The 25,657-nt window shown below is 70.9% G+C and carries 22 protein-coding genes; 9 read left to right on the top strand and 13 right to left on the bottom strand.

Annotated features, from left to right (window positions below):
- Nucleotides 1–75: 75 nt before the first annotated feature.
- The 10 genes from ACIBP6_RS04440 to ACIBP6_RS04485 all read right to left on the bottom strand — a co-directional run bounded on the left by ACIBP6_RS04440 (nucleotide 76) and on the right by ACIBP6_RS04485 (nucleotide 9,930).
- Nucleotides 76–990, bottom strand: coding sequence for an alcohol dehydrogenase catalytic domain-containing protein (locus ACIBP6_RS04440; protein WP_397048660.1), 915 nt, complete (start codon nucleotides 988–990; stop codon nucleotides 76–78).
- Nucleotides 991–1,015: 25 nt separating this feature from the next.
- Entirely contained in the window at nucleotides 1,016–1,915 is a 900-nt protein-coding gene (locus tag ACIBP6_RS04445) for an N-acetylglucosamine kinase (RefSeq protein ID WP_397048662.1), read from the bottom strand.
- Nucleotides 1,915–2,940, bottom strand: coding sequence for an SIS domain-containing protein (locus ACIBP6_RS04450; RefSeq protein ID WP_397048663.1), 1,026 nt, complete (start codon nucleotides 2,938–2,940; stop codon nucleotides 1,915–1,917). Before ACIBP6_RS04450 ends, ACIBP6_RS04445 begins: the two co-directional genes overlap by 1 nt.
- A 117-nt stretch (nucleotides 2,941–3,057) precedes the next feature.
- Nucleotides 3,058–3,819 (bottom strand): GntR family transcriptional regulator, encoded by a 762-nt coding sequence (locus tag ACIBP6_RS04455; protein WP_397048665.1) that lies wholly within the window; start codon nucleotides 3,817–3,819, stop codon nucleotides 3,058–3,060.
- 76 nt (nucleotides 3,820–3,895) lie between these two features.
- A complete protein-coding gene (locus ACIBP6_RS04460; protein ID WP_397048667.1) occupies nucleotides 3,896–4,885 on the bottom strand; it encodes an NAD-dependent epimerase/dehydratase family protein in 990 nt (329 codons plus the stop codon).
- The gene (locus ACIBP6_RS04465) at nucleotides 4,882–5,676 is read right to left on the bottom strand and encodes a sugar phosphate isomerase/epimerase family protein (RefSeq protein ID WP_397048669.1); all 795 of its coding nucleotides are present in this window, start codon (nucleotides 5,674–5,676) and stop codon (nucleotides 4,882–4,884) included. Before ACIBP6_RS04465 ends, ACIBP6_RS04460 begins: the two co-directional genes overlap by 4 nt.
- The gene (locus ACIBP6_RS04470; RefSeq protein ID WP_397048671.1) at nucleotides 5,673–6,407 is read right to left on the bottom strand and encodes a ThuA domain-containing protein; all 735 of its coding nucleotides are present in this window, start codon (nucleotides 6,405–6,407) and stop codon (nucleotides 5,673–5,675) included. Before ACIBP6_RS04470 ends, ACIBP6_RS04465 begins: the two co-directional genes overlap by 4 nt.
- Before the next feature lie 23 nt (nucleotides 6,408–6,430).
- A complete protein-coding gene (locus tag ACIBP6_RS04475; RefSeq protein ID WP_397048673.1) occupies nucleotides 6,431–8,074 on the bottom strand; it encodes a hypothetical protein in 1,644 nt (547 codons plus the stop codon).
- A gap of 24 nt (nucleotides 8,075–8,098) precedes the next feature.
- Nucleotides 8,099–8,986 (bottom strand): carbohydrate ABC transporter permease, encoded by an 888-nt coding sequence (locus ACIBP6_RS04480; protein ID WP_397048675.1) that lies wholly within the window; start codon nucleotides 8,984–8,986, stop codon nucleotides 8,099–8,101.
- Complete coding sequence (locus ACIBP6_RS04485; RefSeq protein WP_397048677.1) at nucleotides 8,983–9,930, bottom strand: ABC transporter permease; 948 nt, start codon at nucleotides 9,928–9,930, stop codon at nucleotides 8,983–8,985. The genes ACIBP6_RS04480 and ACIBP6_RS04485 overlap by 4 nt, the downstream gene beginning before the upstream one ends.
- A 184-nt stretch (nucleotides 9,931–10,114) precedes the next feature.
- Here ACIBP6_RS04485 and ACIBP6_RS04490 point away from each other — a divergent pair, with 184 nt between their 5' ends.
- Genes ACIBP6_RS04490 through ACIBP6_RS04505 form a run of 4 tightly spaced genes read left to right on the top strand, consistent with a single transcriptional unit; the run spans nucleotide 10,115 to nucleotide 15,442 of the window.
- Nucleotides 10,115–11,752, top strand: coding sequence for a beta-N-acetylhexosaminidase (locus ACIBP6_RS04490; RefSeq protein WP_397048679.1), 1,638 nt, complete (start codon nucleotides 10,115–10,117; stop codon nucleotides 11,750–11,752).
- A 29-nt stretch (nucleotides 11,753–11,781) separates the two neighbouring features.
- Entirely contained in the window at nucleotides 11,782–13,137 is a 1,356-nt protein-coding gene (locus tag ACIBP6_RS04495; RefSeq protein WP_397048681.1) for a GH1 family beta-glucosidase, read from the top strand.
- A complete protein-coding gene (locus ACIBP6_RS04500) occupies nucleotides 13,134–14,840 on the top strand; it encodes a glycoside hydrolase family 9 protein (RefSeq protein WP_397048683.1) in 1,707 nt (568 codons plus the stop codon). The genes ACIBP6_RS04495 and ACIBP6_RS04500 overlap by 4 nt, the downstream gene beginning before the upstream one ends.
- Nucleotides 14,837–15,442, top strand: coding sequence for a GNAT family N-acetyltransferase (locus tag ACIBP6_RS04505; protein WP_397048685.1), 606 nt, complete (start codon nucleotides 14,837–14,839; stop codon nucleotides 15,440–15,442). The genes ACIBP6_RS04500 and ACIBP6_RS04505 overlap by 4 nt, the downstream gene beginning before the upstream one ends.
- 60 nt (nucleotides 15,443–15,502) lie before the next feature.
- Here ACIBP6_RS04505 and ACIBP6_RS04510 read toward each other — a convergent pair whose 3' ends face one another.
- The gene (locus ACIBP6_RS04510; RefSeq protein ID WP_397048687.1) at nucleotides 15,503–15,709 is read right to left on the bottom strand and encodes a hypothetical protein; all 207 of its coding nucleotides are present in this window, start codon (nucleotides 15,707–15,709) and stop codon (nucleotides 15,503–15,505) included.
- 185 nt (nucleotides 15,710–15,894) lie between these two features.
- Between ACIBP6_RS04510 and ACIBP6_RS04515 the strand changes: the two genes are divergently transcribed.
- From ACIBP6_RS04515 to ACIBP6_RS04525, 3 genes are read left to right on the top strand one after another with little or no spacing between them, the layout of a single operon-like run.
- The gene (locus tag ACIBP6_RS04515; RefSeq protein WP_397048689.1) at nucleotides 15,895–16,491 is read left to right on the top strand and encodes a TetR/AcrR family transcriptional regulator; all 597 of its coding nucleotides are present in this window, start codon (nucleotides 15,895–15,897) and stop codon (nucleotides 16,489–16,491) included.
- On the top strand, nucleotides 16,491–18,227 hold the full coding sequence (locus tag ACIBP6_RS04520) for an ABC transporter ATP-binding protein (RefSeq protein WP_397048691.1): 1,737 nt from the start codon (nucleotides 16,491–16,493) through the stop codon (nucleotides 18,225–18,227). Before ACIBP6_RS04515 ends, ACIBP6_RS04520 begins: the two co-directional genes overlap by 1 nt.
- Nucleotides 18,224–20,176, top strand: a complete 1,953-nt coding sequence (locus tag ACIBP6_RS04525) for an ABC transporter ATP-binding protein (protein WP_397048693.1) — start codon at nucleotides 18,224–18,226, stop codon at nucleotides 20,174–20,176. The genes ACIBP6_RS04520 and ACIBP6_RS04525 overlap by 4 nt, the downstream gene beginning before the upstream one ends.
- A 7-nt stretch (nucleotides 20,177–20,183) precedes the next feature.
- On the opposite strand, the gene ACIBP6_RS04530 is transcribed toward ACIBP6_RS04525, so the two are convergent.
- Entirely contained in the window at nucleotides 20,184–21,764 is a 1,581-nt protein-coding gene (locus ACIBP6_RS04530; protein ID WP_397048695.1) for an amidohydrolase family protein, read from the bottom strand.
- A 68-nt stretch (nucleotides 21,765–21,832) separates the two neighbouring features.
- On the bottom strand, nucleotides 21,833–22,939 hold the full coding sequence (locus ACIBP6_RS04535) for a TetR family transcriptional regulator (protein ID WP_397048697.1): 1,107 nt from the start codon (nucleotides 22,937–22,939) through the stop codon (nucleotides 21,833–21,835).
- 153 nt (nucleotides 22,940–23,092) lie between these two features.
- Between ACIBP6_RS04535 and ACIBP6_RS04540 the strand changes: the two genes are divergently transcribed.
- The gene (locus ACIBP6_RS04540; RefSeq protein ID WP_397048699.1) at nucleotides 23,093–24,529 is read left to right on the top strand and encodes an MmgE/PrpD family protein; all 1,437 of its coding nucleotides are present in this window, start codon (nucleotides 23,093–23,095) and stop codon (nucleotides 24,527–24,529) included.
- On the top strand, nucleotides 24,526–25,476 hold the full coding sequence (locus tag ACIBP6_RS04545; protein WP_397048701.1) for an ABC transporter substrate-binding protein: 951 nt from the start codon (nucleotides 24,526–24,528) through the stop codon (nucleotides 25,474–25,476). The genes ACIBP6_RS04540 and ACIBP6_RS04545 overlap by 4 nt, the downstream gene beginning before the upstream one ends.
- Nucleotides 25,477–25,657 lie beyond the last annotated feature (181 nt).

Raw genomic sequence — 25,657 nt, forward strand, 5'->3', positions numbered from 1 at the left:
ACAGGCCGTCGGTCGCCGACCACACTACCCAACCGTGCACATTGGGCAAACATGCATGTCGTGCATGTTTTGCGCTCACTCCGGCGTGACGACGCACTTGACGAAGCCCGCCGGCCGGTCGGCGAGGTAGCCGAAGCCGCGGTCGACGTCGTCGAGAGAGACGGTGTGGGTGATCAGCGGTTCGAGGGTGAGCCGCCGGTCGGCCATCAGCCGCAGGCCCTCGCGCAGCGCCGCCATGGTCCGCCGGCGCTCGCCGCTGAACCCGTTGACGATGGTCACTCCGCGATACCACAGCTCGACGTCCAGCTCCCGGGGGCCGTCGTGGTGGTAGCCGGCCACGCAGAGCGTGCCGTGCCGGGTCACCAGGTCGCCCGCCAGCTTGAGGCCGGCGGCCTTGCCGGTGAACTCGACGACCACGTCGAAGCTCCCGGCGAGCCCGGCCGCCTCCTCCGGCGTGCACACCTCCCCGGCCCCCAGAGCCAGGGCCAGGTCGCGTACGTGGGGCAGCGGGTCGACGCCGATCAGCCGGACGGGTCCCGCCTCGGCCACGGCCTGCACCGCGATGAGCCCCATGAAGCCGAGCCCGACCACGGCGACCCGCCGCCCCGCGGCGCTGGGACAGCGGGTGAGCGCCTCGACGACGCAGGCGAGCGGCTCCCCGAGGGCCGCCACGGCCGGCACGTTGGCCGGCACCGGCAGGAGCGCCGCGGCGGGGGTGTTCACCACGTCGGCGAAGGCCGGCGAGGCGAATCCGGTCACCCGGTCGCCCGCCGACCAGCCGTACACCCCGGGCCCGACGGCCTCGATCTCGCCGGTGAGCTCGTGTCCCAGCCGCAGGGGCGCGCCCTCGTGGCGGGCCCACGCGGGCGCCTCCGAGGAGCAGATTCCGGAGGCCAGGGTCCGTACCCGTACCTCACCGGCCCCCGGCGGCGTGTCGGCGGCCTCGACGATCTCCGAGTGACCGGCCGAGACCACTTGCGCGTATCTCACGCGTCCTCCTCAACTCATGCGGGGCTCAGGCCGCCAGGCGGCGGGCCAGTTCGACCGCCCCGGCGACCGGCGGCTCACGCAGCAACGTCGCGGTCACCCCCGGCAGCAGGGACGCCAGCTCCTCCTCGAACGCCGCGAACAGCGACGGCTGGCCGAGGATCACGCCGCCCGCCGCGACCACGGCGTCGGTCTGCGCGCCGCGCCCGGCCAGCCGCGCCACCAGCTTCGCCAGCGCCGCTCCGCCCTGGCGGATGACGTCGACCGCCAGGGCGGAGCCCTCGGCCGTGGCGGCGAACACGGCGGGCGCGTGCTCGGCCCACGTCTCCACGCCGCCGTCCCAGCTCATCGCGGCGGCCAGCTCGGGCAGGCCGGACACGCCGTAGGAGCGCAGCAGGGCCCGGCCGAGCGCTTCCAGCGGCGCGCCGTCGTCGGCTCGGGCGAGCACCGCGCGGGCGGCGTCGCGTACGAGCGCCGAGCCGGAGCCCTCGTCGCCGAGCACCCAGCCCCAGCCGCCGGCCGACAGATGGGCTCCGGTGTCGCGGTGCCTGCCCACGGCGATCGAGCCGGTGCCCACCACCAGCCCGATCCCCGCGCTCAGCCCCGCCGCGGGGACGAGCAACTGGGCGTCGTTCACCACCGTGGCCGGCACGCCGAGGGACGTCTCCAGCTCGCGCCCCAGCCGGTCGCACTGCTCGGGCGTCTCGCAACCGTGCGCTCCGGCCACCACCCGCACCACCTCGTCGCCGGGGCGGGGCAAGGTGGCCAGCCGCTCGGCCAGCCAGGTGGCGGCCGCGGGCAGCGACCGGGTCTGCCAGTCGGTGCTCGGCACCGTACGGTCGGCGACGACCTCGCCGGCGGCCAGGTCGAGCAGCCGGATCCGCGTCTTCGTGCCGCCGACGTCGACGCCGGCCACGACCCGGTTCATCAGACCGGTTCCTCGATCTTGGTGTCGCTGTTGTGGAAGACGAAGTCCTCGATCTCCACCCCGCGTGCCTGCGCCAGCGAGCCCGCCAGGCGCTGCAGCACGGCGGCGGCGAGGACGACGCGTACGGGGAGGGAGGCCGCGGCCGGGATCGGCACCACGTGCAGGTGCTCGGTGGGGGAGAGGTCGGCCGAGGTCACGCAGAGGGTGTGGTGACGGGCCGCCGCCAGGCTCCCGGCCAGCTCCAGCTCCCGGCCGTCGCCGATGATGACGTGCAGGGTGTCCCCGGCCGACTCCATCTCGCCGTGCAGGTAGTTACGGGTGACCAGCGCGGAGGCGGGCACCCGGCACACCTCGCGCAGCAGCAGCGCGCCGGACTCGGAGACGGCGCGGAAGGCTCCGGAGGAGACGACGTCGGCGGCCGCCACGCCGGCGGCCCGGCGGGCCACCTCGTCCACCACCGGGGCCAGTGCCGACTCGTGCCGCTCCAGCAGGGCGCCGATCCCGTCCCACTCCTCGGCGGCCTCGGCCGCCGTCGTGCCGAGCAGCGTGCGAGCGATCATGGCCAGCGCGACCAGCGTGCCGGTGTAGCCGATGGTGGAGGCGTAGCTGTCAGGCTCGTTGCCGAGGTCGACGCAGTGGTCGACGGCCTGGCTGAGCAGCGAGGGCACGACGTTGACCACCGCCGCCCGGCGGCCGCCCGGCATCAGGGACAACGACTCCAGGGTCTCCGTGCTGCGTCCCGACTGCGAGACGGCGAGCATCAGGTCGGCGTCGGTGAGGGCCAGACCGGGGCCGAGCTCGCCGGCGAGCTCCCTGCGGGCGAGGATCCCGCCTTCGGCGAGGAGTCCGACCGGCAGGGTCAGGGCGGCGTAGCTGGCCCCGATGCCGACGAACACCGGCCGTTCGGCCGGGGCGAGCACTCCGCCCAGCGCGGGGAGCTGAGCCGCGACCCTGGCCGCGATCCGCTCCAGCGCGGCCGGTTGGCGCGCTCGTCCTTCCAGATAGGGGATTCTCACCCCGGTCATATCGGTGGTTTCCTCTCGGGGGCGTACCAGTAAGAAATCACTTAAATCAATCTTAAGACCACATAATACCACAGAAGGCCATGCGAGACCGTGGATGGAGTGGGAGGGTGTCCGGCGTCAGGAACCGCGCACGAACGACGTACGCAGCCGGTAGCGGTCGCCCCGGTAGGTGATGACCGAGACGAGCACGACGCGGTCCGCGGCGTCCAGCATGGTCTGGGTCATGATCAGGACCGGATCGCCCGGCTTGAGCTCCAGCGGCTCGGCGAGATCCTCCGCGCAGCCCCGGGACTCGATGGTGGACTCGGCCACGACCGGTTCGGCCCCCGCCGCCGCCAGCTCCTCCAGCAGCGACGCCCGGGTGAAGTCGACCGAGGAGAGCCCGGGCACGAGGTTCGCCACCACGCGGGAGGAGTCGACCGCGATCGGCACGCCGTCCAGCATGCGCACCCGCTCCAGGAGGAACAGATCGGCCCCGGCCGCCACGCCGAACTCCTCCGCCTCGTCGAGGGACGCCTGCTTGATCTCGGCGCGCAGCACGCGCGACGTCGGCACCAGGCCCTTGCGGCGGGCCGTCTCGGTGAACGACTCCAGGGAGTTCGGCCATTCACGGTCGGAACGGGCCGCGACGTACCACCCGCGACCGTGCGAGGACCGCATGACACCGCGCTCGACCAGGTGCTGCAGGGCGCGCCGGAGCGTCACCCGGCTGATGCCGAGCTGGGTGCACAGCTCCCGCTCGGCGGGCAGCCGGCTGCCGGCGGGAAGGACGCCTTCGCGCACCTGCCGCTCGATCAGCTCGGCGGCCTGCGCCCACAAGGGCTCGGGATTCTCCGGCGCGATGAGGGGCCTGTGAGGCGACGTGTTCACCGCGTCCATGTCTTTTCCTGTCCCCAGCTTCTGTTTCCTCGCCGAACCTAGCGGCATTCTCGCCCTGGACCCGTGCCGGATACCATTATCCATCACAATCTCCGGCAAGGCGGTCGAAGGCCGCGTCCAGCTCGGCGTCGACCTGCTGCCGGGACGGATCCGCGTCGAACCATCGGAGAATCTCGCGGGCGCCCCTCTCGAATGGCACACGGGCCGAGAAACCCGGAACAAGCCGTTTAATCTTGGAATTGTCATAAATCATCGAATGCCGGAAATCTTCCTGCAGAACGGTGCCCATCCAGCCGATTTCCCGGCCGATGTCCGTGCTGGACCGGTGCGCGATCCTCGGCTCCACACCGGCGGCCCTGGCCAGGCAGTGGTGGATTCCGTCCCAGGTCAGCATCTCGTCGGAGGTGATGTGCACGCTTTCCCCCACGGCGGCGCGACGGGCGACGACACCGGCCAGGCCGGCGGCGAAGTCGCTCGCGTGGGTGAGGTTCCACAACGAGGTGCCGTCCCCGTGCACGATGGCCGGTCTGCCGCGCCGCCAGCGGTCGATCACCGTCCAGCCGGCCAGCGTGGGGAACACCGTCTCGTCGTAGACGTGCGCGGCCCGCACGATCGTCGCGGGGAACCCCTCGTAGCGGAAGGCCCGCTCCAGTTCCTCCTCGCAGCGCAGCTTCTGCGCCGGGTAGTCGAAGTCCCCCGCGCGCCGCGCCGACGACTCCGTGACCGGCAGGTCCGGCACGGGGCGGGCGTACACCGAACCGGTCGAGATGAACACGTACTGCCCGGTGCGGCCGGCGTACCTGGCCACGTCCGCGGTGATGTCGGCGGGGACGTAGCCGACGAAGTTGACGACCGCGTCGAAGGTCTCGCCGCCCAGCGCGGCGCGCATCGACGCGTCGTCGTGCACGTCGGCGGTCAGGCGGCGCACGCCCTCCGGCAGCGGCCGCACGGTGGTGCGTCCCCTGGTCAGGACGGTGACGTCGAACCCCTCGGAGGCGAACCGGCGTGCGCAGGCGGCGCTGATCACCCCGGTGCCCCCGAGCATGAGCACCCGGAGCCCGCTCATGACGCACCCCCGGCGTCCACGGGACGGCGTCCGGCCGCCAGGCCCGCGCCGACGAGGAAGTCGTAGCAGGCGCGCAGCAGCGCGTACATGTCCTGGTGGGAGCGGTCGGCCTCGACGATGGGCCACCTGACCGCCGGGTTGGCCCGCGCGACGGCCGCCACGTCGACCGTGCCCTCGCCGAACGGCACCATGTAGTCGTCCATGCCGGTGGCCGGACCGTCCTTGAGGTGCGTGAACTCCAGCCGGTCGCCGAGCCCGGCGGCCACCGGCACGGGGTCCAGCCCCGCCACGGCCACCCAGTAGGCGTCCAGCTCGACGACCACCGCGGGATCCAGCTCGGCGAGCAGGATGTCGTAGGCCCGGCGGCCGTCGAAGACGTTGACGAACTCGGCGAAGTGGTTGTGGTAGGCGATCCGCATGCCGCGCGCCGCCGCGTTGGCCGCCGCCCGGTTGATCCGCCGGGCCCCCGCCAGGACGCCGTCGAGCGTGCCGAACTCCTCCGGCTCCAGGCTCCACACCAGCGTCTCGACGCCCAGCTCCTGGCAGGCGTCCAGGATGGCCGGGGCGTCCTCGCCGGACGGGAACGGGACGTGCATGCTGCACACGCCGAGGGCCAGCCGGTCGAGAGCGGCCCGTACGGCCGACGGCGCGTGGCCGTACAGGCTGATGGGCTCGACCGCGGTGTAACCGATCTCCGCGACGCGTTCCAGCACGCCGAGCAGGTCCTGGGCGGCGTCCTCGTGCAGCGACCAGAGCTGGGCGGCGATGGGCGGCGCCAGTCGATCGCTCATGCCCGGCCGCCGATGAACCGCGCGTTGCCCAGCGGCCAGCGGGTGGACCACGACTCGATCAGCTCGTCGCCGACCCCCGCCGCCCACAACGTGGCCTGCCGGACGAGCTGCCGGAACCACGGGTTGCCCCAGGCCCGCGCGTCGTGGCCGAGAGAGGTGTAGAACACCCGGCCCGCGCCGTGCTCGCGCACGTAGGCGACCGGCTCGGTGCCCTCTCCTGCGCCTCGCTCGGCCAGCACCTGGACGTCCGGGGCGTACTCCAGCACGTAGTACTCGTCGTCGATGGCGAAGCCGTCCAGGTACGCGGTCACGGGGTGGCCGTCGCGCACCGAGACCTCGATCCGGCCCTCCGACCCCGCGTCGCCGTGCGAGACGTAGCGCGATCCGACCAGCTCGTACGCCGCCCGGTCGGCGTCCAGGCCGCCCGGCCCGAAGCCGAACAGGTTGCTCGCGTGCACCGCGACCAGCCCCTTGCCCGCCGCCACCAGCGCCGACAGCCCCTCCTGCTGCGCGGGGTCGAAGGTGACCGACGAGCGGTACAGCACGTAGACGTCCGCCTCGGCGGTGGCCGGCATCGGGTCGACGAACCGGTCGAGGCCGACGGCGCGGGCCGCGGGCAGCCCGCCTTCGACCACGATCTCCTGCAGGGCCAGCGCCGCGCCCAGCAGATCGTGGTGGAGGTCGGTGCCCTCGACGACGACCAGCGCCGAGGGCCCGTTCCTGAGTTTCATTCCGGATGACTTCCTTTCCCGGGTCAGCGGGCCTCGGCGTACTCTCTGGCCATCTGGTCGCCGCCGCCGGACTTCCACTTCCGGACCGCGGAGGTCAGGCTGGAGGCGGGCTCGCGGCCGAGGAACACCGCGACGATCGCGTCCTGCATCTGCTTCTCCAGGGCGGCGCCCTTGGTGTTGAAGGTCTGCGAGTACAGATGTGCGGCCGGGTTGTCCAGCAGGGTCGGCACCACCTTCTGCTGCCACTCGTAGTTCAGCTTGTCCACGCCCGGCGCGCCCTGCGGGTTGCACAGCACCTGGGGGCCGCCCGCGATGTAGGCCAGGCCGAGGTCCTGCTCGCGCTGCCCGCGGGTGGTCAGCACGGCCACGCCGTCCTTGACCGTGTAGTCCTCGCCCTCGACGCCGTGGTTGATCACGAACGACTCCCTGGAGCCGAACGGGGCCGCGATGTAGTCGAGGACCTTGAGGAACATGTCGATCCTCTTCTTGTCGGTCGTCTTCTTGATCATCGTGATCGCGTAGGCGCCGTTGCCGGTCCAGTGCACGGCGTTCCCGCCGTCCTTGCCGAACGGCGTCATGATGTCGAACACGAGGTTCCTGTCGTCGGCGACGATGCCGAACGCCCGGTTGCCGTCGTGCACCATGGCGAGCTTGCCCGACCGGAAGAGCGCGTCGCGCTGCGTCTTGTTGTTGATCAGCGTGGCCGTGTCCGGGTGGAAGACGCCGCTCTTGTACAGCGCGGCCAGCTCCGCGATGGCGGGGACGAACGCCTCGTGCTCGTAGGCGGAGACGAACGTGCCGTCGCTCTTGCGCGTCCACTCGTTCGGGACGCCGAACATCATCATCAGGAAGTCGGCGATGTTGCCGCCGAAGGCGTACACCCCCGCCTTGGGGTCGGTGACCGCCTTGGCCAGGTCGCGGAACTCCTGGAGGTTCTTCGGCTGGGGGTCGGCCCCGGCCGCCTCGATCACGTCGGTCTTGGTGTAGATCTGCGTGGTGAAGATGGGGTCGGAGCGGGGGACGCCGTAGATCCGGCCGTTGAGATAGCCGTTGAGCCAGCCCGCCTCCTGGATGCCCGCCAGGTTCGGATACTTCTTCACCGCGTCGCCGGACAGGAACTCGCTCAGGTCGGTGAACTGCGCCTCGGCGAGCTGCGGCAGCCGGGAGATGTTCTGAAATATCGGTACGGAGACGAACTCCGGCAGGTCGTCGCCGGCGACCAGCGCCGGGAACTTCGTCTGGAAGTCGGCGAAGGGCACCTGCAACGGCTTGACGTTGAGGTTGAGCTCCTTGTTCAGCAGCTGCCAGTAGACGTTCTCGTTCAGCGGCGGGGCCGGCTGCCCGTACGTCATGATCATGACGTTGAAGTCGCCGCCGTCGCCGATCGTCCCGGTCACCGTCCTCGGCCCGTCCATGGGGAAGGACTCGTAGACGTCCATGACGCCCTGGGCGTTGCCCTCCAGCAGCGGCTTGGGCTTGTTCGGCGGCACGTACGCCGGCATCGGCGCCATCTCGCCACCGCCCGCCGCGCCGCCTGTGCTCCCGCCTGAAGAGCCGGAGCCGCACGCGGCGAGCACGCCGCCGATGGGGACGAGCGCCGCGGCCAGACCCGCGTTCCGCAGCAGCGACCTGCGGGTGAGCCCTTCGCCGGGGATTCTGCTAGCCATGATGTCTTCCTTTACGGTGATCCGTTAACCCTTGATGGCCCCGGTGAGCATTCCCTTGGACATGTGCTTGGTCAGGAAGGGATAGACGCACAGGATCGGCAGCGTGGCGATCGCCACGAGTGCCATCTGCACGGACTGCGCGGGGGGCGCCACGTATCCGGGAATGGCCTGTGCGGTGGTGGTGACGTTGTTCTCCAGCACGAACGTGCGCATGACGAGCTGGAGCGGCCACATCTCCGTATCGTTCAAATACAGCAGCGGGCCGAAATAGTTGTTCCAGTAGCCGACCGCGATGAAAAGCCCCACGACCGCGACGACCGCTTTGGAATTGGGCAGCACGACGGACCGGAGAATGCGCCATTCGCCGGCCCCGTCCATGCGCGCCGCGTCGAACAGCTCGTGCGGTATCGCCTGGATGAAACCGCGGACGATGACGATGTTGAACGCGCTCACCGCGGTCGGGATGATCAGCGACCAGTACGTGTTGAGCATGCCCAGCTGCTTGACCATCAGGTACACCGGGATCATGCCCGGCGCGAACAGCAGCGTGACGAGCACGAACGACAGCAGGCCGCGCTGGAAGAGCGACTGCCTGCGGCTCAGCCCGTAGGCCGCCAGCACGGTGCAGGCCAGGCTGAAGGCGGTGCCGACCGCCGTCACGCCCACGCTGATCACGATCGAGCGCGAGACCTGCGTGCCGTTGAAGATCTGCTTGTAGGCCTCGAACGAGATCTCCGTGGGCCAGATGACGTAGCCGCCGTTGGCGTCGATCTGCTGCTTGGTGGCCAGGCTGGTGGAGATCACGACGAGGAAGGGGAAGATGACCACCGCGCAGATGAGCGCGAGCGCGAGGGCCTTCAGGGCGATGGCGATCGGCTTGGGTTTGCCCAGCCATACGGGACGGGAGTTCATCGCCGGTAGACGCCCTCCTCTCCGAGCCGGTGGGCGAGTTTGTTGGCGGCGAGCACGAGCAGGAGGCTGACGACGCCCTTGAGCAGGCCGGCGGCGGTCGCGGTGCCCCAGCTCCCGTCGACCACCCCGTTGAAGTAGGTGAAGGTGTCCAGCACCTCGGCCGCTCCGGGGCCGACCGCGTCCCGCTGGAGCAGGATCTGCTCGAAGCCGACGGTCAGGGCGTCGCCGAGTCGCAGGATCAGCATCAGCACGATGATCGGCCGCATCCCGGGCAGCGTGACGTGCCAGAAGCGCTGCCAGGCTCCCGCGCCGTCGATGGTGGCGGCCTCGTAGAGGCCGGGGTTGATGGCCGCGATGGCGGCCAGGAAGATGATCGTCCCCCAGCCGGCGTCCTTCCAGATGGCCTGCGTGGTGAGCAGCAGCTTGAAGGTGTCGGGGTTGGACATGATCTCGAGCGGCGTCATCCCGTGCGTGATCAGGAAGCGGTTCAGCACGCCGTTCCCGCCGAGGATCTGCTGGAACAGCGCGACGATGATCACCCACGACAGGAAGTGCGGCAGGTAGATCACCGACTGCACGAACCGCTTGGCCAGCGGCATCGCGACCGTGTTCAGCAGGACCGCCAGCACGATCGGCACCGGGAAGAAGAGCACGATCTGCAGGAAGGTGATCTGCGCGGTGTTCCACAGCGCGTTCCAGAACGCCGAGTCGGAGAAGAGCGAGCTGAAGTTGGCCCAGCCCACCCACTCCGACCCGGTGAAGCCCAGGAAGGGGACGTAGTCCATGAACGCGATCACGCTGCCCAGCAACGGGATGTAGGTGAAGAGCAGCAGGATGATCACGGCGGGCGCGACCATGACGAGCAAGGGCGAGTCGCGCCAGAGCCGGCTCAGGAAGGGCATTTTCCGCTGGGCGGGGAGCTTGTTCTCGGGTGGTGGGTTCACTCGAGGCAGGGTCTGATTGACCGCCATGATCACCTCTTCATGGGCCGGGGTACCGCGGAAGACGTCCCCGACCAGGGCGAAATACCAGTGAAGTACCGGGAAGATACCACTTGCACCAAAGTAAGACAACCAGTACCTTCGCCCGTGATAAGTCGGTCTTTCGATTTGATGGGGTGAATGTGCGGTGAACGGCTGGTCCTCCTTGCTCCCGCGCCCGGCGACGGTCGAGCCTCACCCCGGAATGTGTCGTTTAACTGGGGAAATGCCGCTCGTGGTCGACGGCCCGGAGGAGGTGGCGGCGCTCGCCCGGCGGTTCCTGGCCGGCCTGCGCCCGGCCCCGTTCACGGCGGGAGGCGAGCCACGCAATACCACTGAGACCACACGGTTCGCCGTACGCGTCCGTGAGGAGATGCCGGCCGGCGGCTACGAGCTGCGGATCGCCGAGCGAGGGCTCACCGTCGAGGCGGGCGATCTCGAAGGCGTGTCCGGGGCCCTGACCACCCTGCGCCAGCTCCTTCCGGCCGAGACCTGGCGCAGCGCCGGCGCGCCGCCCGGCGGCTGGACGGTGCCGTGCGGCAGGGTCACCGACGCCCCGGCGTACGGCTGGCGCGGCGCGATGCTCGACGTGGCCCGGCACTTCTTCCCCAAGAGCACCGTGCTGCGCTACGTCGACCTGCTGGCCGCCCACCGCTACAACCGGCTGCACCTGCACCTGTCCGACGACCAGGGCTGGCGGGTCGAGAGCCGCCGCCACCCGCGCCTGCACGAGATCGGCGCCTGGCGGCCGTCCACCCGGCTCGGCCCCGACGGCGTGCCGGACGGAACCCCGCACGGCGGCTACTACAGCCTCGACGACCTCGCGGAGATCTCGGCCTACGCACGCTCCCACGGCATCGTCGTGGTGCCGGAGATCGACGTTCCCGGGCACACCTCCGCGCTGCGCGCGGCCTACCCCGAGCTGGGCCGGCCGGGGGAGGAGCAGGCCGTCCTGGACACCGTCTGGGCGGGCGGCTCCTCGATCAGCCCGACCCAGCCGGTGGTGGCCTTCCTGCGGGACGTGCTCGGCGAGATCCTCGACGCGACCGCCGCTCCGTACGTCCATCTCGGCGGCGACGAGTGCGACATGAGCTGGTGGGCCGGAGACCCGGCGATCGCGGCGGAGATGGCGGCGCACGGATACACCGAGCCGCGCCAGATGCACGGCCACTTCCTGCGCGAGCTCGGCGGCTTCCTCGCCGGCCGCGGCGTGCGCATGGTGGTGTGGGACGAGGCCTTCGTCACCGGCGGCGTGCTGCCCGACACGATCGTCATGGCCTGGCGCGGCCACCAGGTCGCCGAGCGCGCCGCGCGTACCCATGACGTGGTCCGCGCCCCGCTCTTTCCCACCTACTTCAACTTCGACCAGTCGGACCTGCCGGAGGAGCGGCGTTCGGAAGGCGGTCCGATCACCCTGGCCGACGTGGCCGCGTTCACCCCGGCGCCGCCCGGATGGCCGGACGAGCGGCGCTCGCGGGTGCTCGGCGGCCAGTGGCAGGTGTGGAGCGAGTGGGTTCCCCACGAGCGGCACCTGGACCACCTGGCCTTCCCGCGGGCCTGCGCCCTCGCCGAGGTGCTGTGGCGGGGCGGCGTCGACGACCTCGCTGAGTTCGAGAGCCGCCTGCGGGCGCACCTGACCCGGTTGGACGCCCTCGGCGTGGAATATCGTCCGCTCGGCGGGCCCCGCCCCTGGCAGACCGGTGGCACGGGTGTCTGGCGGCGCTCCGGCCCCGGGCGGATCGAGGAGACGAAGAAGTGGGTCGAGTCGATCTCTCGCGAGCCGTGACCCTTCACCGATCTAGGAGTGCACAACCGATGACACAGAAGTTCCTCTGGGGCGTGGCCACCTCGTCGTACCAGATCGAGGGAGCCGTGGACGAGGACGGGCGCACGCCGTCCATCTGGGACACCTTCTGCGCCACCCCGGGCGCCGTGTTCGCGGGCGACACCGGCGCGGTCGCGTGCGACCACTATCACCGCATGCCGCAGGACGTCGCGCTCATGAAGGAACTGGGGGTGGACGTCTACCGGTTCTCGCTGGCCTGGCCGCGCATCCAGCCCGGCGGCAAGGGCCCGGGCAATCCGGCGGGGATCGCGTTCTACGACCGACTGGTGGACGAACTGCTCGCGGCCGGCATCCTGCCGTGGATCACCCTGTACCACTGGGACCTGCCCCAGGAGCTGGAGGACGCCGGCGGCTGGCCGGCCCGTGACACCGCCCACCGGTTCGCCGACTACGCCGCGATCGCCTACGACGCGCTCGGCGACCGGGTGAGTCAGTGGACCACCATGAACGAGCCGTGGTGCTCGGCCATGCTCGGCTACGTCCACGGCCAGCACGCGCCCGGCCGCAAGGACGCCCGCGCCGGCATGGCCGCCGTCCACCACCTCCTGCTCGGGCACGGCCTGGCCACGAAGGTCATCCGCGACCGGGCGGCCGCCGCCGGGCGCGCCGACGGCCTGGAGGTCGGCATCACGCTCAACCTGTCGCACAAGATCCCCGCCAGTGACTCGCCCGCCGACCTGGCCGCGGCCCACTGGGACGACGGCATGAGCAACCGGCTCTACCTCGACCCGCTGCTGCGCGGACGCTACCCCGACGACATCGCGGGCAAGCTGGCCGAGCTGGGGTGCCCGCTCCCCGTGCGGGACGGCGACCTGGAACTGATCGGCCAGCCGGTCGACGTACTCGGGGTCAACTACTACACCTCCCGGGTCGTACGCGCCGCGCCGACCGGGGACAACGGCTGGCCGGCGTCCGCCACGGTCGCGCGCGACGTCGAGCGCACCGCGATGGACTGGGAGGTCACCCCGGAGACGCTCACCGACCTGCTGCTGCGCCTGGAGCGCGACTATCCGGGCACGGTCTGGTACATCACGGAGAACGGCGCCGCCTATCCCGACGTGGCCGACGAGCACGGCTACGTGGACGACGCCGACCGTGAGCGCTACCTGCGCACCCACATCGACGCCGCGCTCGCGGCCCGAGCGCAGGGCGTCGACCTGCGGGGCTATTTCGCCTGGTCGCTGCTGGACAACTTCGAGTGGGCCTACGGCTACGACCGCAGGTTCGGCATCGTCCGGGTGGACTACGCGACGCAACAACGCATCCCGAAGCGCTCGGCCCGCTACTACGCCGAGCGCATCGCGGCCGAGAAGGCGCCACGGTGATCAGCGTCCTGACGAGCCACCTCGGCTACAACACGGCCGGGTCGAAGAAGGCCGTGGTGCTCGCCCGCGGGCCCGCCGAGATCCGGTCGGCGTGCCTGGTCGCCGCCGACGGCGCCAGGGCCGAGCTGGCCCCCGGCCCGCTCCACCGGGTCGACGGGTGGTCGCTCGGCCGGTTCGCCCGGCTGGACTTCGACCACGTGCGGGCGGCGGGCACCTACCACGTGGAGGTCGACGGCGTCCGCTCGGCGCCGTTCGAGGTGGCCGAGCGCCGCGTCCACCACCAGACGCTCTCCGACGTCCTGTACTACTTCAAGGCCGTGCGCTCCAGCGGCGAGATCGAGCGCAAGGACCGGCACGCCCGGTTCCACCTCGACGACTCCGGCCGCACGGTCGACGCAAGCGGCGGCTGGCTCGACGCCTCGGGCGACCACAGCAAGTTCCTCAGCCACCTCAACTACACCCGGATGATGAACCCGCAGCAGACCCCGCTGTGCGCGTGGGCGTTCCTGGCCGCCCGCGACCACCTGCGCGCGGCGCACCCGGAGCTGTCCCGCGCGCTCGGCGCCAGGATGCGCGACGAAGGGCTTTACGGCGCGGACTTCCTGGTGCGCTTCCAGTCCGAGGAGGGGTACTTCTACACGGCCGTCTTCGACGCGCTCACCAAGAAGCTCGACGAACGGGTGATCAACGCGCCGCTGCAGAACAGCGTGCGCACCACCCGCTGGCAGGCCGCCTACCGCCAGGGCGGCGGCATGGCCATCGCCGCCCTGGCCAGGGCCGCCGTCCAGGACGCCCACGGCGACTTCGCGCCGGAGGACTACTTCGCGGCCGCCCACCGGGGGTTCACGCACCTGGAACGGCACAACGCCGACTACCTCTACGACGGCCACGAGTCCGTCATCGACGACTACTGCGCCCTGATGGCCGCCACCGAACTCGCCGGCGCCGCCCGGCACGGGTTCGGCGCGGAACACCTGCCGGTGTATATCGCGGCGGCCGAGCGCCGGGCCGCCTCGCTGGCCGCCCGGTACACCGATTCCGGGCAGGGGTTCGGCCACCTGCGGGGCGACGTGGCGGACCGGCCGTTCTTCCACGCGGCCGAGCCCGGGCTGCCCGCGGTGGCGCTCATGCGCTTCGCCGAGGTGCTCCCGGCGTCCCCGGAGGCGGGACGGGCCCGCGACCTGGCCCTCACCCTGCTGCGGGACGCGGTCACCATGACCGACGAGGTGCACAACCCCTTCGGCTATCCCCGCCAGTACACCCAGCCGCTCGGCGCGTCGCCCAGGACGAGCTTCTTCTACCCGCACGACAACGAGACCGGCTACTGGTGGCAGGGGGAGAACGCGGGCATCAGCTCGACCGCGTACGCCGCGCTGCTCGCCGCCGGGCTGCCCGGCTGCCCGCCCAGCCTGCGCGACCGGCTGCACGTGCTGGCCGAGGACCAGGTGCAGTGGATCATCGGGCTCAACCCCTTCGACGCGTCCATGCTCCAGGGGCGGGGCAGGAACAACGTGGAGTACTCCACGGCCTTCCAGAACGTTCCCGGTGGCATCCTGAACGGGATCACCAGTGGTTTCGACGACGAGCACGACATCGCGTTCATGCCGCCGGCGCACCGCGCCGGCGGAGAGTCCTGGAGGTGGGCCGAGCAGTGGATCCCGCACAGCGCCTGGTTCCTGCTAGCGGTGTCAGCGATGCGGTGATACGTCCCTTCGAGCCGTTCGACCTGGCCGGGATGTACCGCGTGTGCCTGGAGACGGGAGACTCCGGGCGGGACGCCACCCGGTTGTACCGCGACCCCGAGCTGCTCGGGCACGTCTACGCGGGGCCGTACCCGATGGCCGATCCCGGGCTCACCTGGGTCGCGTACGACGACCAGGGGCTGCTCGGATACGTCGTCGCCACCGCCGACACGGCCGCGTTCGAGGAGTGGCTGGAGGAGGCGTGGTGGCCGGGGCTGCGCGCACGGTATTCACGGCGGCTGGCCGCCGACCCGGGCGACGGCACACAGGACTGGCGGCGCGTCGCCCACCTGCACGATCCGCCGCGCACCCCTGCCGACATGCTCCACGCCCACCCCGCTCATCTGCACATCGACCTCCTGCCCCGGGGCCAGGGCGCGGGGCTGGGACGCCGCCTCATGACGACCCTGATCGAGGCCCTGCGCGCCCGGGGCGTGCCCGGCCTGCACCTGGGCGTCGGCAGCGGCAATCCCCGGGCCTTCGCCTTCTACCTGGCCATGGGCTTCCAGGAGGCGCGGCGCGCTCCATGGGGCTGCACGATGACGATGGACCTGCGCGGCTGAGCCGCCGCCCCGAGGAGAACGCCACGACCCCGGGGGAGGCCGCGGGGTCGTGGCCGGTTCCTAGAGGCCGAGGCCCCCGCGGAGGCCGCCGCCCAGGCCGATGCCGGCGTGGTCGGCGCCCGCGCCGAAGCCGGCGTCGAGGCCCGAGTGGAAACCCTTGCCGTGGGGACGGTGGTCGTCGGGGTTGGCGGACGCGGCGGGTGCGGACAGGGCGAGGAGACCGCCTGCCAGAGCGGCGACGATCAGCGGACGGGAGACGCGGCGCATGGTGAATTCCCAAGATCTGTCACGCTTTGCATTTGACTTACTACTCAAAGTAACTGGAGAAAAGTTGGGCTGTCCATGGGAGGTGACAGCCGCCTATCCCTCACGGTCGTGGAAAAACCATTTGAACGAGTGAGTGCTCGCTCAGTAGGCTGCCCGACATGGGTAAAAGGCGTAGAGTGCCGGCCATGGCGCCGGAAGACCGGCGGGCCGCGCTCATCAGCGCCACGCTTCCCCTCCTGCGCGAGCACGGCACCGCCGTGAGCACCCGTCAGATCGCCGAGGCCGCCGGCGTCGCCGAGGGCACGATCTTCGGCGTCTTCCCCGACAAGGCCTCGCTGCTGCGGGCCACGCTGATGCACGCCTTCGACCCGGGGCCCGCCGAAGAGGCCCTGGCCGCCATCCCCGCCGAGCTCGACGTTCGCGTACGGCTGCGCGAGGCCGCCGCGGTGCTGCGAGCCCGGATGACCGACAACGCCACCCTCATGGGCCTGCCCAAAGATCCGATCGCCACCGACCCAGGGTTCCTCGAGTGGTTGATGGACTCCCGTCGCCGCATCGCCGTCGCGGTCGCCGCCGTGGTCGCCCCCGACCGCGACCGCATGCGCCGCTCTCCTGAGGCCGTGGCGCAGCTGCTGCTCATGCTCGTCGCCGTGAGCGTGCACCGCGGGTTCGGCGAAGGCGGCGACTTCGGCGACATGGACGACGAGGAGATCGTCTCCGTCCTGCTCGACGGGCTGCTCGTGCGGCCCGCCCCCGCCCCCTTCACAGAAAGCTCCCCCTGATGCTGCTCCGCCTCCTGCGGGGCCAGCTGAGACCGTACGGGAAAGAGATCACGCTCGTCGTCCTCTTCCAGTTCGTGCAGACGCTGGCCACGCTCTATCTCCCCACGCTCAACGCCGACATCATCGACCACGGCGTCGTCACCGGCGACACCGGTTACATCGTCCGCGTCGGGCTGGTGATGCTCGGTGTGACGCTCGTCCAGATCATCTGCTCGGTCGTGGCCGTCTACTACGGCGCCCGCACCTCGATGGCGCTCGGCAGCGACCTGCGGGCCGCGATCTTCCACCGGGTGCAGGACTTCTCCGCCCAGGAGGTCAACAAGTTCGGGGCGCCGTCGCTGATCACTCGCACCACCAACGACGTGCAGCAGATCCAGCTGCTCGTGCTGATGACGTTCACGCTGATGGTGGCGGCGCCGATCATGTGCGTCGGCGGCATCGTGCTCGCGCTGCGCCAGGACGCGGCGCTGTCGTCGCTGCTGCTCGTCGTGCTGCCCGTGATGATCGTCATCGTGGGCGCGATCGTGATGCGGATGCGCCCCCACTTCCGCACGATGCAGGAGCGCATCGACCGGATCAACCAGGTGCTGCGCGAGCAGATCACCGGCATCCGCGTCATCAGGGCGTTCGTCCGCGACCGGCACGAGCGCGAGCGGTTCGCCGTGGCCAACGAGCAGCTGACCGACGTGTCGCTGAAGGTCGGGCGGCTGATGGCGCTGATGTTCCCCACGGTCATGCTCGTGGTGAACGTCTCCAGCGTCGCCGTCGTGTGGTTCGGCGGCCACCGCATCGCCGACGGGGCCATGGAGGTGGGCGCGCTGACCGCCGTCATCTCCTACCTGATGCAGATCCTCATGTCGGTGATGATGGCGATGTTCATGTTCATGATGATCCCGCGCGCCGAGGTCTGCGCCGAGCGCATCCGGGAGGTGCTCGACACCGAGCCGACCGTGATCCTGCCCGTGAAGCCCGTCACCCCGGAACGCCGCATCGGCGAGCTGGAGCTGCGTTCGGTGGGCTTCCGCTATCCGGGCGCCGAGGAGCCGGTGCTGAGCGACGTGACCTTCACCGCGCGGCCCGGCCGGACGACCGCGATCATCGGCAGCACGGGCAGCGGCAAGACGACGCTGCTCAACCTCATCCCGCGGCTGTTCGACGCGACCGCCGGCGAGGTGCTGGTCGACGGCGTCGACGTACGCGAGCTCGACCCGGGGGTGCTCTCCCGCGCGGTCGGCCTGGTGCCGCAGCAGCCCTACCTCTTCTCCGGCACCGTCGCCTCCAACCTGCGCTACGGCCGGCCGGACGCGACCGACGACGAGCTCTGGCGGGCCCTGGAGATCGCCCAGGCGCGCGAGTTCGTCGAGGCGATGCCCGGCGGCCTGGAGGAGCCGATCTCCCAGGGCGGCACGAACGTCTCCGGCGGTCAGCGTCAGCGTCTGGCCATCGCCAGGGCGCTGGTGCACCGGCCCGAGATCTACCTGTTCGACGACTCCTTCTCCGCCCTCGACTACGCCACCGACGCCCGGCTGCGCGCCGCGCTGGCCGAGGACATCGCCGACGCCACGATCGTCATCGTGGCCCAGCGGGTCAACACCATCCGCGACGCCGACCGCATCCTCGTGCTCGACGAGGGCCGCGTGGTCGGCAGCGGCACCCACGCCGAGCTCATGACCACGTGCCCGACCTATCGGGAGATCGTGCTGTCCCAGCTCACCGAACAGGAGGCCGCGGCATGAGCGCGCAGGCTACCGAGCGCCGTCCCCCGGCCGGGCCGGGCCCGGGCAGGATGATGGGCGCGCCCGTGGAGAAGCCCCACGACTTCGGCGGCACGCTGCGCAAGCTGCTCCACCTGCTGCGCCCCGAGCGCGCGCTGCTGATCGTCGTGCTGGTGCTCGGCACGGCCAGCGTCGCGCTGACCGTCATCGGGCCCAAGATCCTGGGCTACGCCACCGACGTGATCTTCTCCGGCATCATCGGCGCCCAGCTGCCCGCCGGGGTCACCAAGGAGCAGGCCGTGGCGGGGCTGCGCGCCGGCGGCGACGCCACGTTCGCCGACATGGTCGCCGCGATGGACGTCGTGCCCGGCCAGGGCATCGACTTCACGGAGCTGGCCCAGGTGCTGGCCTGGGTGCTGGCGATCTACCTGGTGGCGGCGGCGCTCGGCATCGCGCAGTTCCGGCTGACCACGGTCGTCGTGCAGCGGGCGGCGTCCCGGCTGCGCGAGCGGATCGAGGCCAAGCTGGCGCGGCTGCCGCTGAGCTACTTCGACGGCCAGCCGCGCGGCGAGATCCTCAGCCGCGCCACCAACGACACCGACAACATCGCCCAGACGTTGCAGCAGACGCTGAGTCAGCTCATCACGTCGGTGCTGACGGTCGTGGCGGTGCTGGTGATGATGTTCTGGATCTCGCCGGTGCTGGCGCTCATCGCGCTGGTCACCGTGCCGGTGTCGATCGTCGTGACCGCCGCCATCGGCAAGCGGTCGCAGCCGCAGTTCATCAAGCAGTGGGCGTCGACGGGCAAGCTCAACGGCCACATCGAGGAGATGTACGGCGGCCACACGCTGGTCAAGGTGTTCGGCCGGCAGCAGGAGGCGGCCGACACCTTCGCCGAGCACAACCGGGCGCTGTTCGACTCGAGCTTCCGCGCCATGTTCATCTCCGGCACCATCCAGCCGGCGATGATGTTCATCGGCAACCTCAACTACGTGCTGGTCGCCGTGGTGGGCGGGCTCAAGGTCGCCTCGGGCTCGATCTCGCTGGGCGACGTGCAGGCGTTCATCCAGTACTCCCGGCAGTTCAGCCAGCCGCTGACCCAGGTGGCCGGCATGGCGAGCCTGGTGCAGTCGGGCGTCGCCTCGGCCGAGCGGGTCTTCGAGCTGCTGGACGCCCCGGAGCAGTCTCCCGAGCCCGCCGAGCCGGCGCGGCCCGAGCGGGTCAGGGGCCGGGTGGCGTTCGAGAACGTCTCGTTCCGCTACACGGAGGACCGGCCGCTGATCGAGGACCTGTCGCTCACCGTGGAGCCCGGCCAGACCGTCGCCATCGTCGGCCCCACCGGGGCCGGCAAGACGACGCTGGTCAACCTGATCATGCGCTTCTACGAGGTGACCGGCGGGCGCATCACGCTCGACGGCGTCGACATCGCCGAGATGTCGCGAGAGGAGCTGCGCGCCAACATCGGCATGGTGCTGCAGGACACCTGGCTGTTCGGCGGCACGATCGCGGAGAACATCGCCTACGGCGCCGAGGGCGCCACCCGCGAGCGCGTCGAGGCCGCCGCGGCGGCGGCCCACGTGGACCGCGTCGCCCACACGCTGCCCGACGGCTACGACACCGTGATCGACGAGGAGGGCGCGACGGTCAGCTCGGGCGAGAAGCAGCTCATCACGATCGCCCGGGCGTTCCTGTCCGAGCCGGCGATCCTGATCCTGGACGAGGCGACCAGCTCGGTCGACACCCGGACGGAGGTGCTCATCCAGCGGGCGATGAGCTCGCTGCGCGAGGGGCGCACGAGCTTCGTGATCGCCCACCGGCTGTCCACCATCCGCGACGCCAGCATGATCCTGGTCATGGAGAACGGCCGCATCGTCGAGCAGGGCACGCACGAGTCGCTGCTGGCGGCGGACGGCGCCTACGCCCGGCTGTACTCCGCCCAGTTCGCCGAGGCGGTGACGGAGGTGGAGTAGCCGCCCGTCAGGGTCGCCGCAGCACCATGCCGGGGCCGTCCGTCCCGGCGGCGAGCCGGAAGCCGTCGCCGTCCGCCGTGCGGCGGTCGACGGCGACCACCCCGTTGACGAGCACGACCTCGATGCCGCCGGGCGCGGCGGGCGCGTCGAACGTCGCGTGCTCGCCGACGGTCGCCTCGTCGAACACGACGACGTCGGCGCGCATGCCCGGCCGCAGGATCCCGCGGTCGGGCAGGCCGATCAGGGCGGCGGGCACGGAGGTCATCTTGCGCAGGGCGTCCTCCAGGGGCAGGGCGCGCTTCTCCCGTACGTACTCGCCGAGGACCTTCGGGAAGGCGCCGTAGCTGCGCGGGTGGCACGGGGCCAGCCACGGCTGGTTGAACCCGTCGGTGCAGACCGCGACGTACGGCAGGGACAGGTAGCGGCGGACGGCGTCGTCGCTGCTGCTCACATCCGTGCCCATGACGGCGTCGTCGCGTTCGTCGGGCAGCATCTCCAGGATCAGTTCCGCCACCGCCTCGGGGGTCGGGGCGGCGCCGCGCTCGGTGAGGATCTCCGCCAGCGACATACCGCGCCAGTTGCGCCCCTGGCCGTCGGTCCAGTCGAACACCACGACCAGGTCGCCGTCGCCGCCGTGGTAGCGGGTGATTCGGTCGACGATCCCCGCCTTCATCCGCCCGCGGCGGTCGGGGTCGCGCAGGTACGTGCCGATCAAGGTCGCCTTGCCCGCCGCGAGGTGCTCGCCGGGGATGAAGATGGACGGGTTCCACCCGAAGTAGGGGTACGGGTACTGGTCGCCGGCCACGTCGATGCCGTCGGCCCGCGCCGCCTCGATCGCGCTGATCACCGCCTCGGTCTTCCACCAGTTGCAGGCGCCGTCCGACTTGAGGTGGGAGAGCTGGATCCGCGCGCCCGAGTCGCGGCCGATCCTGATCGCCTCCTCGACCGCGGCGAGCAGGTGGTCACCCTCGCTGCGCATGTGGCTGGCGTAGAAGCCGCCGTGCTCCGCCACGACCGTGGCGCACGCGATCAGCTCCTCGGTACGGGACGAGAGCCCCGGAACGTATTCGAGCCCCGTCGACATGCCGAACGCGCCGTCGGCCATCGCCTTGCCGATCACGCCCTTCATGGCCTCGACCTGCTCGCCGGAGAGGATTTCCTGATCGGCCGGAATTCCGCAGGACGTGCGGACGAACCCGTGGCCCACGAGGATGCCGAAATTCACCGCGGGAGGCCGCTGTTCCAGCCGGGAAAGGAGATCTCCGGGCTCCGTCTGCGCCATTCCGCAATTGCCCGCGAGAACGGTCGTGATCCCCTGCATCAAATAGTTCTTGAAAAGCAGGTATTCCGGATCCCGGAAAAGGTCGAGATCGGTGTGCGTGTGGATGTCGACGAATCCGGGAGCGGCGATCCGCCCGCCCGCCTCGATGACCTCGGTGTCCGGGCCGATGCGCTGGACGATCTCGACCCGGCCGCCGACGTGGCTGATCACGCCGTCGTTCATGGCCAGCGCCGCCGCGTGCGGGCGTGCGGGATCCATGGTGAGCACGGAGGCGTCGAGGACGACGGTGTCGGCGGGAACGGGCATGGGGTTTCCTTCCGCTGGCGGCGATCAGGGATTGTCGCCACGTCCGAGAATCGCTGTCAATCGCCGTGTCATTCGCCGTCCGGCGAATGACCGTTGAGCCAAGTACGGTCGGGGAAAAGCCGGCCGACCGGCACGCCGAGCTGCTCGGCGGTGAAGCGGGCGAGCACGCGGCGGGCCGTCGGCGCCGACATGTCGCTGTAGCCGAGGGTGGTGCGCAGGGCCAGGCTCTCGGAGATGGCGACGTATCGCTCGCACACCTCGGGCAGCGGGGCGACCGGCGTGAGCGTCCCGTCCTCGACGCCGCGGCCGAACACCTCCAGCACCGCGTCCGCCCAGCGTCTCGACATGCGGACGCATTCGTCGAGGAAGGCGGGATGGCGCCTGACCCGCCCCCACACCTCCAGCCACAACAGGTATTCCTCGAAGGTGCCCTGGTCGCTCGGGATGCTGAGCTCCAGCAGGCGGCGGACCCGTTCGACGGTGCCCAGGCGTTCGTCGCGCAGGTGCTGCAGGGTCGCGTGCAGCTGGTCGCCCGCCCAGCGGAACGCGGCCAGCAGCGCCTCGTCCTTGCTCCTGAAGTAATAGTGGATGCTCGCGTTCGAGACGCCCGCCTCGCGGGCGATGTCGGAGATGCGCGTCGCCTCGATGCCGCGCTCGGCCATGATGCGGCAGGCCGCGATGCGGATGCGGTCCTCAGGGCTGCCCGGGTCGGGGGTGCGCTCGGCGCGGCTGTGGCCCTGGTCCGTCCAGCGGCCGGCGAGCCGGCGCAGCAGCTCCGCGTCGTCGCCCCCGGCCTGGACGATCTCGTCGATGCGCCGCGTCATCCGCCAGGCGCGCCGGTAGTCGACGCCGAGCGCCCTGGCCACCTGCTTCGGCCGGGCCTTGCCGGGTGATTCCATGACGGTCACGACGGCGTCCAGCCAGGCCGCGAGCGGCACCGGCGAGCCCGCGAAGGGCGTGGCCGAGGCCGGGTAGACGTGCGCGCCGCAGCTGTCGCACGCGTACGCCCGCCGCCGCGAGATCCGGTGGAACGTACGCTGCGCCGCGCACCTGCGGCAGAACGAGGTGGCGCCGTCGGGGGCGTGGACGACGGTCCAGAACAGCGCCAGTGCGGCCTCTTCGCGGCGGGCGTCCTGAGCCGGTCGGCCCTTACTTGCTTCTGCAGGTATGTTCACGTCTCCGACTCTCGGTAAATGCAAGGTAAATCATTCCTTGACAGGACATCTTGGCGAATGGGATTGTTCTCCGCATCAAAGATATACCTCTAGAAACATCGGTGAAATAAATGACGAACCTGTTTCGCCGTTCTCGCCGGGGAGAGGGCGCCCGTGCGCACGGACAGTGATGCCGGGACGGCCTGGCTGAGCGGCGGCTCCCCGGCGGCGGAGTTCATCACCCGCCTCACGTGGGACCAGTTGCCCGCCGAGGTGATCGAGCGGGCCGTCATGTGCCTGACCGACACGCTCGCCGCCATGCTCGCCGGCCGGACGGCCCGATCCGCCCGCGCCGCCGCCGACCTCGCGCACGCCTGGTGGCCGTCCGGCCCGGCGACGTCGATCGTCACCGGCGACCGGCTCGCCGCCCCGGGCGCCGCGTTCGCCAACGCGGTCGCGGCGAACGCCGTGGACATCGACGACTGCGGCATCTACACCTGGGGCCACCCCGGCGCCCAGGTCATCCCCACCGCGCTCGCTCTCGCCGAGGAACGGCGCCTCACCGGCCGCGAGCTGATCACCGCGATCGTGGTCGGGTACGAGGTCGCCTTCCGCGCCGGCCGCTGCGTCAACCACGAGCAGAGCACGATCCACTCCGCGGAGCGCACCTACCGGGCCTGCGGGTCATGGGGCGCCGTGGCCTGCGCCGCGATGGCCTGCCACGTCCACGGGCTCGACGAGGCGACCACCCGCCACGCGCTCGGCATCGCGGAGTACGACTCGCCCGACCTGCCGATGATGCGCGCCATCGACACACCCGGCATGGTCAAGCACGGCGTCGGGTTCGGCGCGCTGACCGGCCTGCTCTCGGCCGACCTGGCGCGGCGCGGGTTCACCGGGATCATGCCCGGCGTCGACTCCAAGCAGTTCCGCCCGTTCGTCGAGGACCTCGGACGCGACTACTACCTGCCGCACGGCATCACCTGGAAGCGGTTCTCCAGCTGCGCCTGGACGCACCCGGCGCTGCTCGCGATCGAGGAGTTGCGCACCCGGCACCCGCTGCCCGCCGCGGACATCGACCGCGTCGTCATCGAGACCTACCCCGACGCCGCCCGCCTGGGCACCCGCCTTCCCGCGACGACCGAGGAGGCGCAGTTCAACCTGGCCTGGCCGGTGGCCGCGATGCTGGTCGACGGCCGCGTCGGGCCCGAGCAGGTGGCCGACGCCCGCCTCGGCTCGGCCGAGATCGTCGCGCTGTGCGAACGCATCGACGTCGTGGTGTCGGAGGAGATGACCCGCCGCTACTACCTCTCGGAGGTCAACGACCCCGAGGGCAGCGACTCCGCCGTGGTCACCGTCACGCTCACCGACGGCACCGTCCTGTCGTCGGGCCGCGTCGACCACGTCCTCTACCCGGAGCCCGGGTGGACTCGCGAGGAGATGCACGGCAAATTCGCCTGGCTGGCCTCCGGCCACCTGGCGTCCTCGTCGGTCCCACGGCTGCTGGACGCCCTGGCGAACGTGGCCTCCGCCGACGACAGCTCCGTCCTCGTACGGGACCTGGCGTCCTCCCTGATCCCGGTGCCTAGTGAGCAAGGAGCACCTGCATGAAGGCGGCACCGTTCCTGACAACAGTGATCGCGATCCTCTCGCTCGGCGCGTGCGCCCTGACCTCCGAACCGCCGACGACCACCACCGCCTCCGCCGCCGGACAGGCGAGCAGCACCGCGGCGGCCGAGCCCTCGGTGGCGGCCGACAGCGCCCTGCACGACCTGCTGCCGGAGCGGATCAGGTCGGCCGGCGTGATCCGGGTGGCGACGAACATCCCGTATCCGCCGTGGGAGATGTACACGACCGCCGGCGGGCAGCAGCCCACCGGCATCGACTACGACCTCTCCCAGGCGCTGGGCGCCAAGCTCGGCGTACGCGCCTCGTTCGACCACATGTCCTTCGACGGCATGATCCCCGCGATCCAGGCGGGCAAGGCCGACATCGTCATGGCGGGGCTCTTCGACACCCCCAAGCGGCGGCAGTCGCTGGACTTCGTCGACTACGCCGAGGACGGCTACTCGATGCTCGTCGCCAAGGGCAACCCCGAGGGCCTGAAGGACGTCGCCGACCTGTCCGGCAAGACCGTCGCGGTGCAGAGCTCCACCTCGGAGGAGGCCTCGCTCGACAAGCTGAGCAAGCGCTTCGAGTCCGAGGGCAAGCCCGGCGTCACGGTGCTGCGCTTCCCCGGTGACAGCGAGGCGTTCCTGGCGATCAAGAGTGGCAAGGCGGTCGCGCGCGTGCAGGCCACCTCAGCCGCCGCGTACGCCGTCAAGACGTTCGACAACGGCAACGCGTTCGAGCTGGTCAACGCGCCGTCGGTCACCGAGCAGTTCGGCGGCGGCATCGAGGGCATCGGCGTCGCGAAGTCCGACGGCGAGCTCAGGACGGCGCTGCAGCAGGCGCTGCAGGCGCTGATGGACGACGGGACATACCTGAAGATCCTCGCCAAGTACGGCGTCGAGGACATCGCGCTGACCAAGGCCGAGATCAACCAGGGGACCGAGTAGGGCCGCTGACGGCCGCGAGAGAAGAAAGGCGCTGTGAGCTCCGTGGCACCCGCCGACACCACCTCCCCCCGCACCCGCGCGCGGCCGGACCGCCTCGCCGTGGTGCCGGTCCGCCGGTACGGCCGCTGGGTCGCGGCGGCGCTCGTCGCGTACCTGCTGTTCGCGCTCGGCTGGTCGTTGT

This window comes from Nonomuraea terrae (assembly GCF_044465245.1).
Classification (GTDB): Bacteria; Actinomycetota; Actinomycetes; order Streptosporangiales; family Streptosporangiaceae; genus Nonomuraea; species Nonomuraea terrae.

Bases quoted from the DNA above. Each gene is read 5' to 3' on its own strand.
- ACIBP6_RS04445 (WP_397048662.1), bottom strand. From the start codon at position 1,915: ATGAACCGGGTCGTGGCCGGCGTCGACGTCGGCGGCACGAAGACGCGG.
- ACIBP6_RS04450 (WP_397048663.1), bottom strand. From the start codon at position 2,940: ATGACCGGGGTGAGAATCCCCTATCTGGAAGGACGAGCGCGCCAACCG.
- ACIBP6_RS04455 (WP_397048665.1), bottom strand. From the start codon at position 3,819: ATGGACGCGGTGAACACGTCGCCTCACAGGCCCCTCATCGCGCCGGAG.
- ACIBP6_RS04460 (WP_397048667.1), bottom strand. From the start codon at position 4,885: ATGAGCGGGCTCCGGGTGCTCATGCTCGGGGGCACCGGGGTGATCAGC.
- ACIBP6_RS04465 (WP_397048669.1), bottom strand. From the start codon at position 5,676: ATGAGCGATCGACTGGCGCCGCCCATCGCCGCCCAGCTCTGGTCGCTG.
- ACIBP6_RS04470 (WP_397048671.1), bottom strand. From the start codon at position 6,407: ATGAAACTCAGGAACGGGCCCTCGGCGCTGGTCGTCGTCGAGGGCACC.
- ACIBP6_RS04475 (WP_397048673.1), bottom strand. From the start codon at position 8,074: ATGGCTAGCAGAATCCCCGGCGAAGGGCTCACCCGCAGGTCGCTGCTG.
- ACIBP6_RS04480 (WP_397048675.1), bottom strand. From the start codon at position 8,986: ATGAACTCCCGTCCCGTATGGCTGGGCAAACCCAAGCCGATCGCCATC.
- ACIBP6_RS04495 (WP_397048681.1), top strand. From the start codon at position 11,782: ATGACACAGAAGTTCCTCTGGGGCGTGGCCACCTCGTCGTACCAGATC.
- ACIBP6_RS04510 (WP_397048687.1), bottom strand. From the start codon at position 15,709: ATGCGCCGCGTCTCCCGTCCGCTGATCGTCGCCGCTCTGGCAGGCGGT.
- ACIBP6_RS04515 (WP_397048689.1), top strand. From the start codon at position 15,895: ATGGCGCCGGAAGACCGGCGGGCCGCGCTCATCAGCGCCACGCTTCCC.
- ACIBP6_RS04520 (WP_397048691.1), top strand. From the start codon at position 16,491: ATGCTGCTCCGCCTCCTGCGGGGCCAGCTGAGACCGTACGGGAAAGAG.
- ACIBP6_RS04525 (WP_397048693.1), top strand. From the start codon at position 18,224: ATGAGCGCGCAGGCTACCGAGCGCCGTCCCCCGGCCGGGCCGGGCCCG.
- ACIBP6_RS04530 (WP_397048695.1), bottom strand. From the start codon at position 21,764: ATGCCCGTTCCCGCCGACACCGTCGTCCTCGACGCCTCCGTGCTCACC.
- ACIBP6_RS04545 (WP_397048701.1), top strand. From the start codon at position 24,526: ATGAAGGCGGCACCGTTCCTGACAACAGTGATCGCGATCCTCTCGCTC.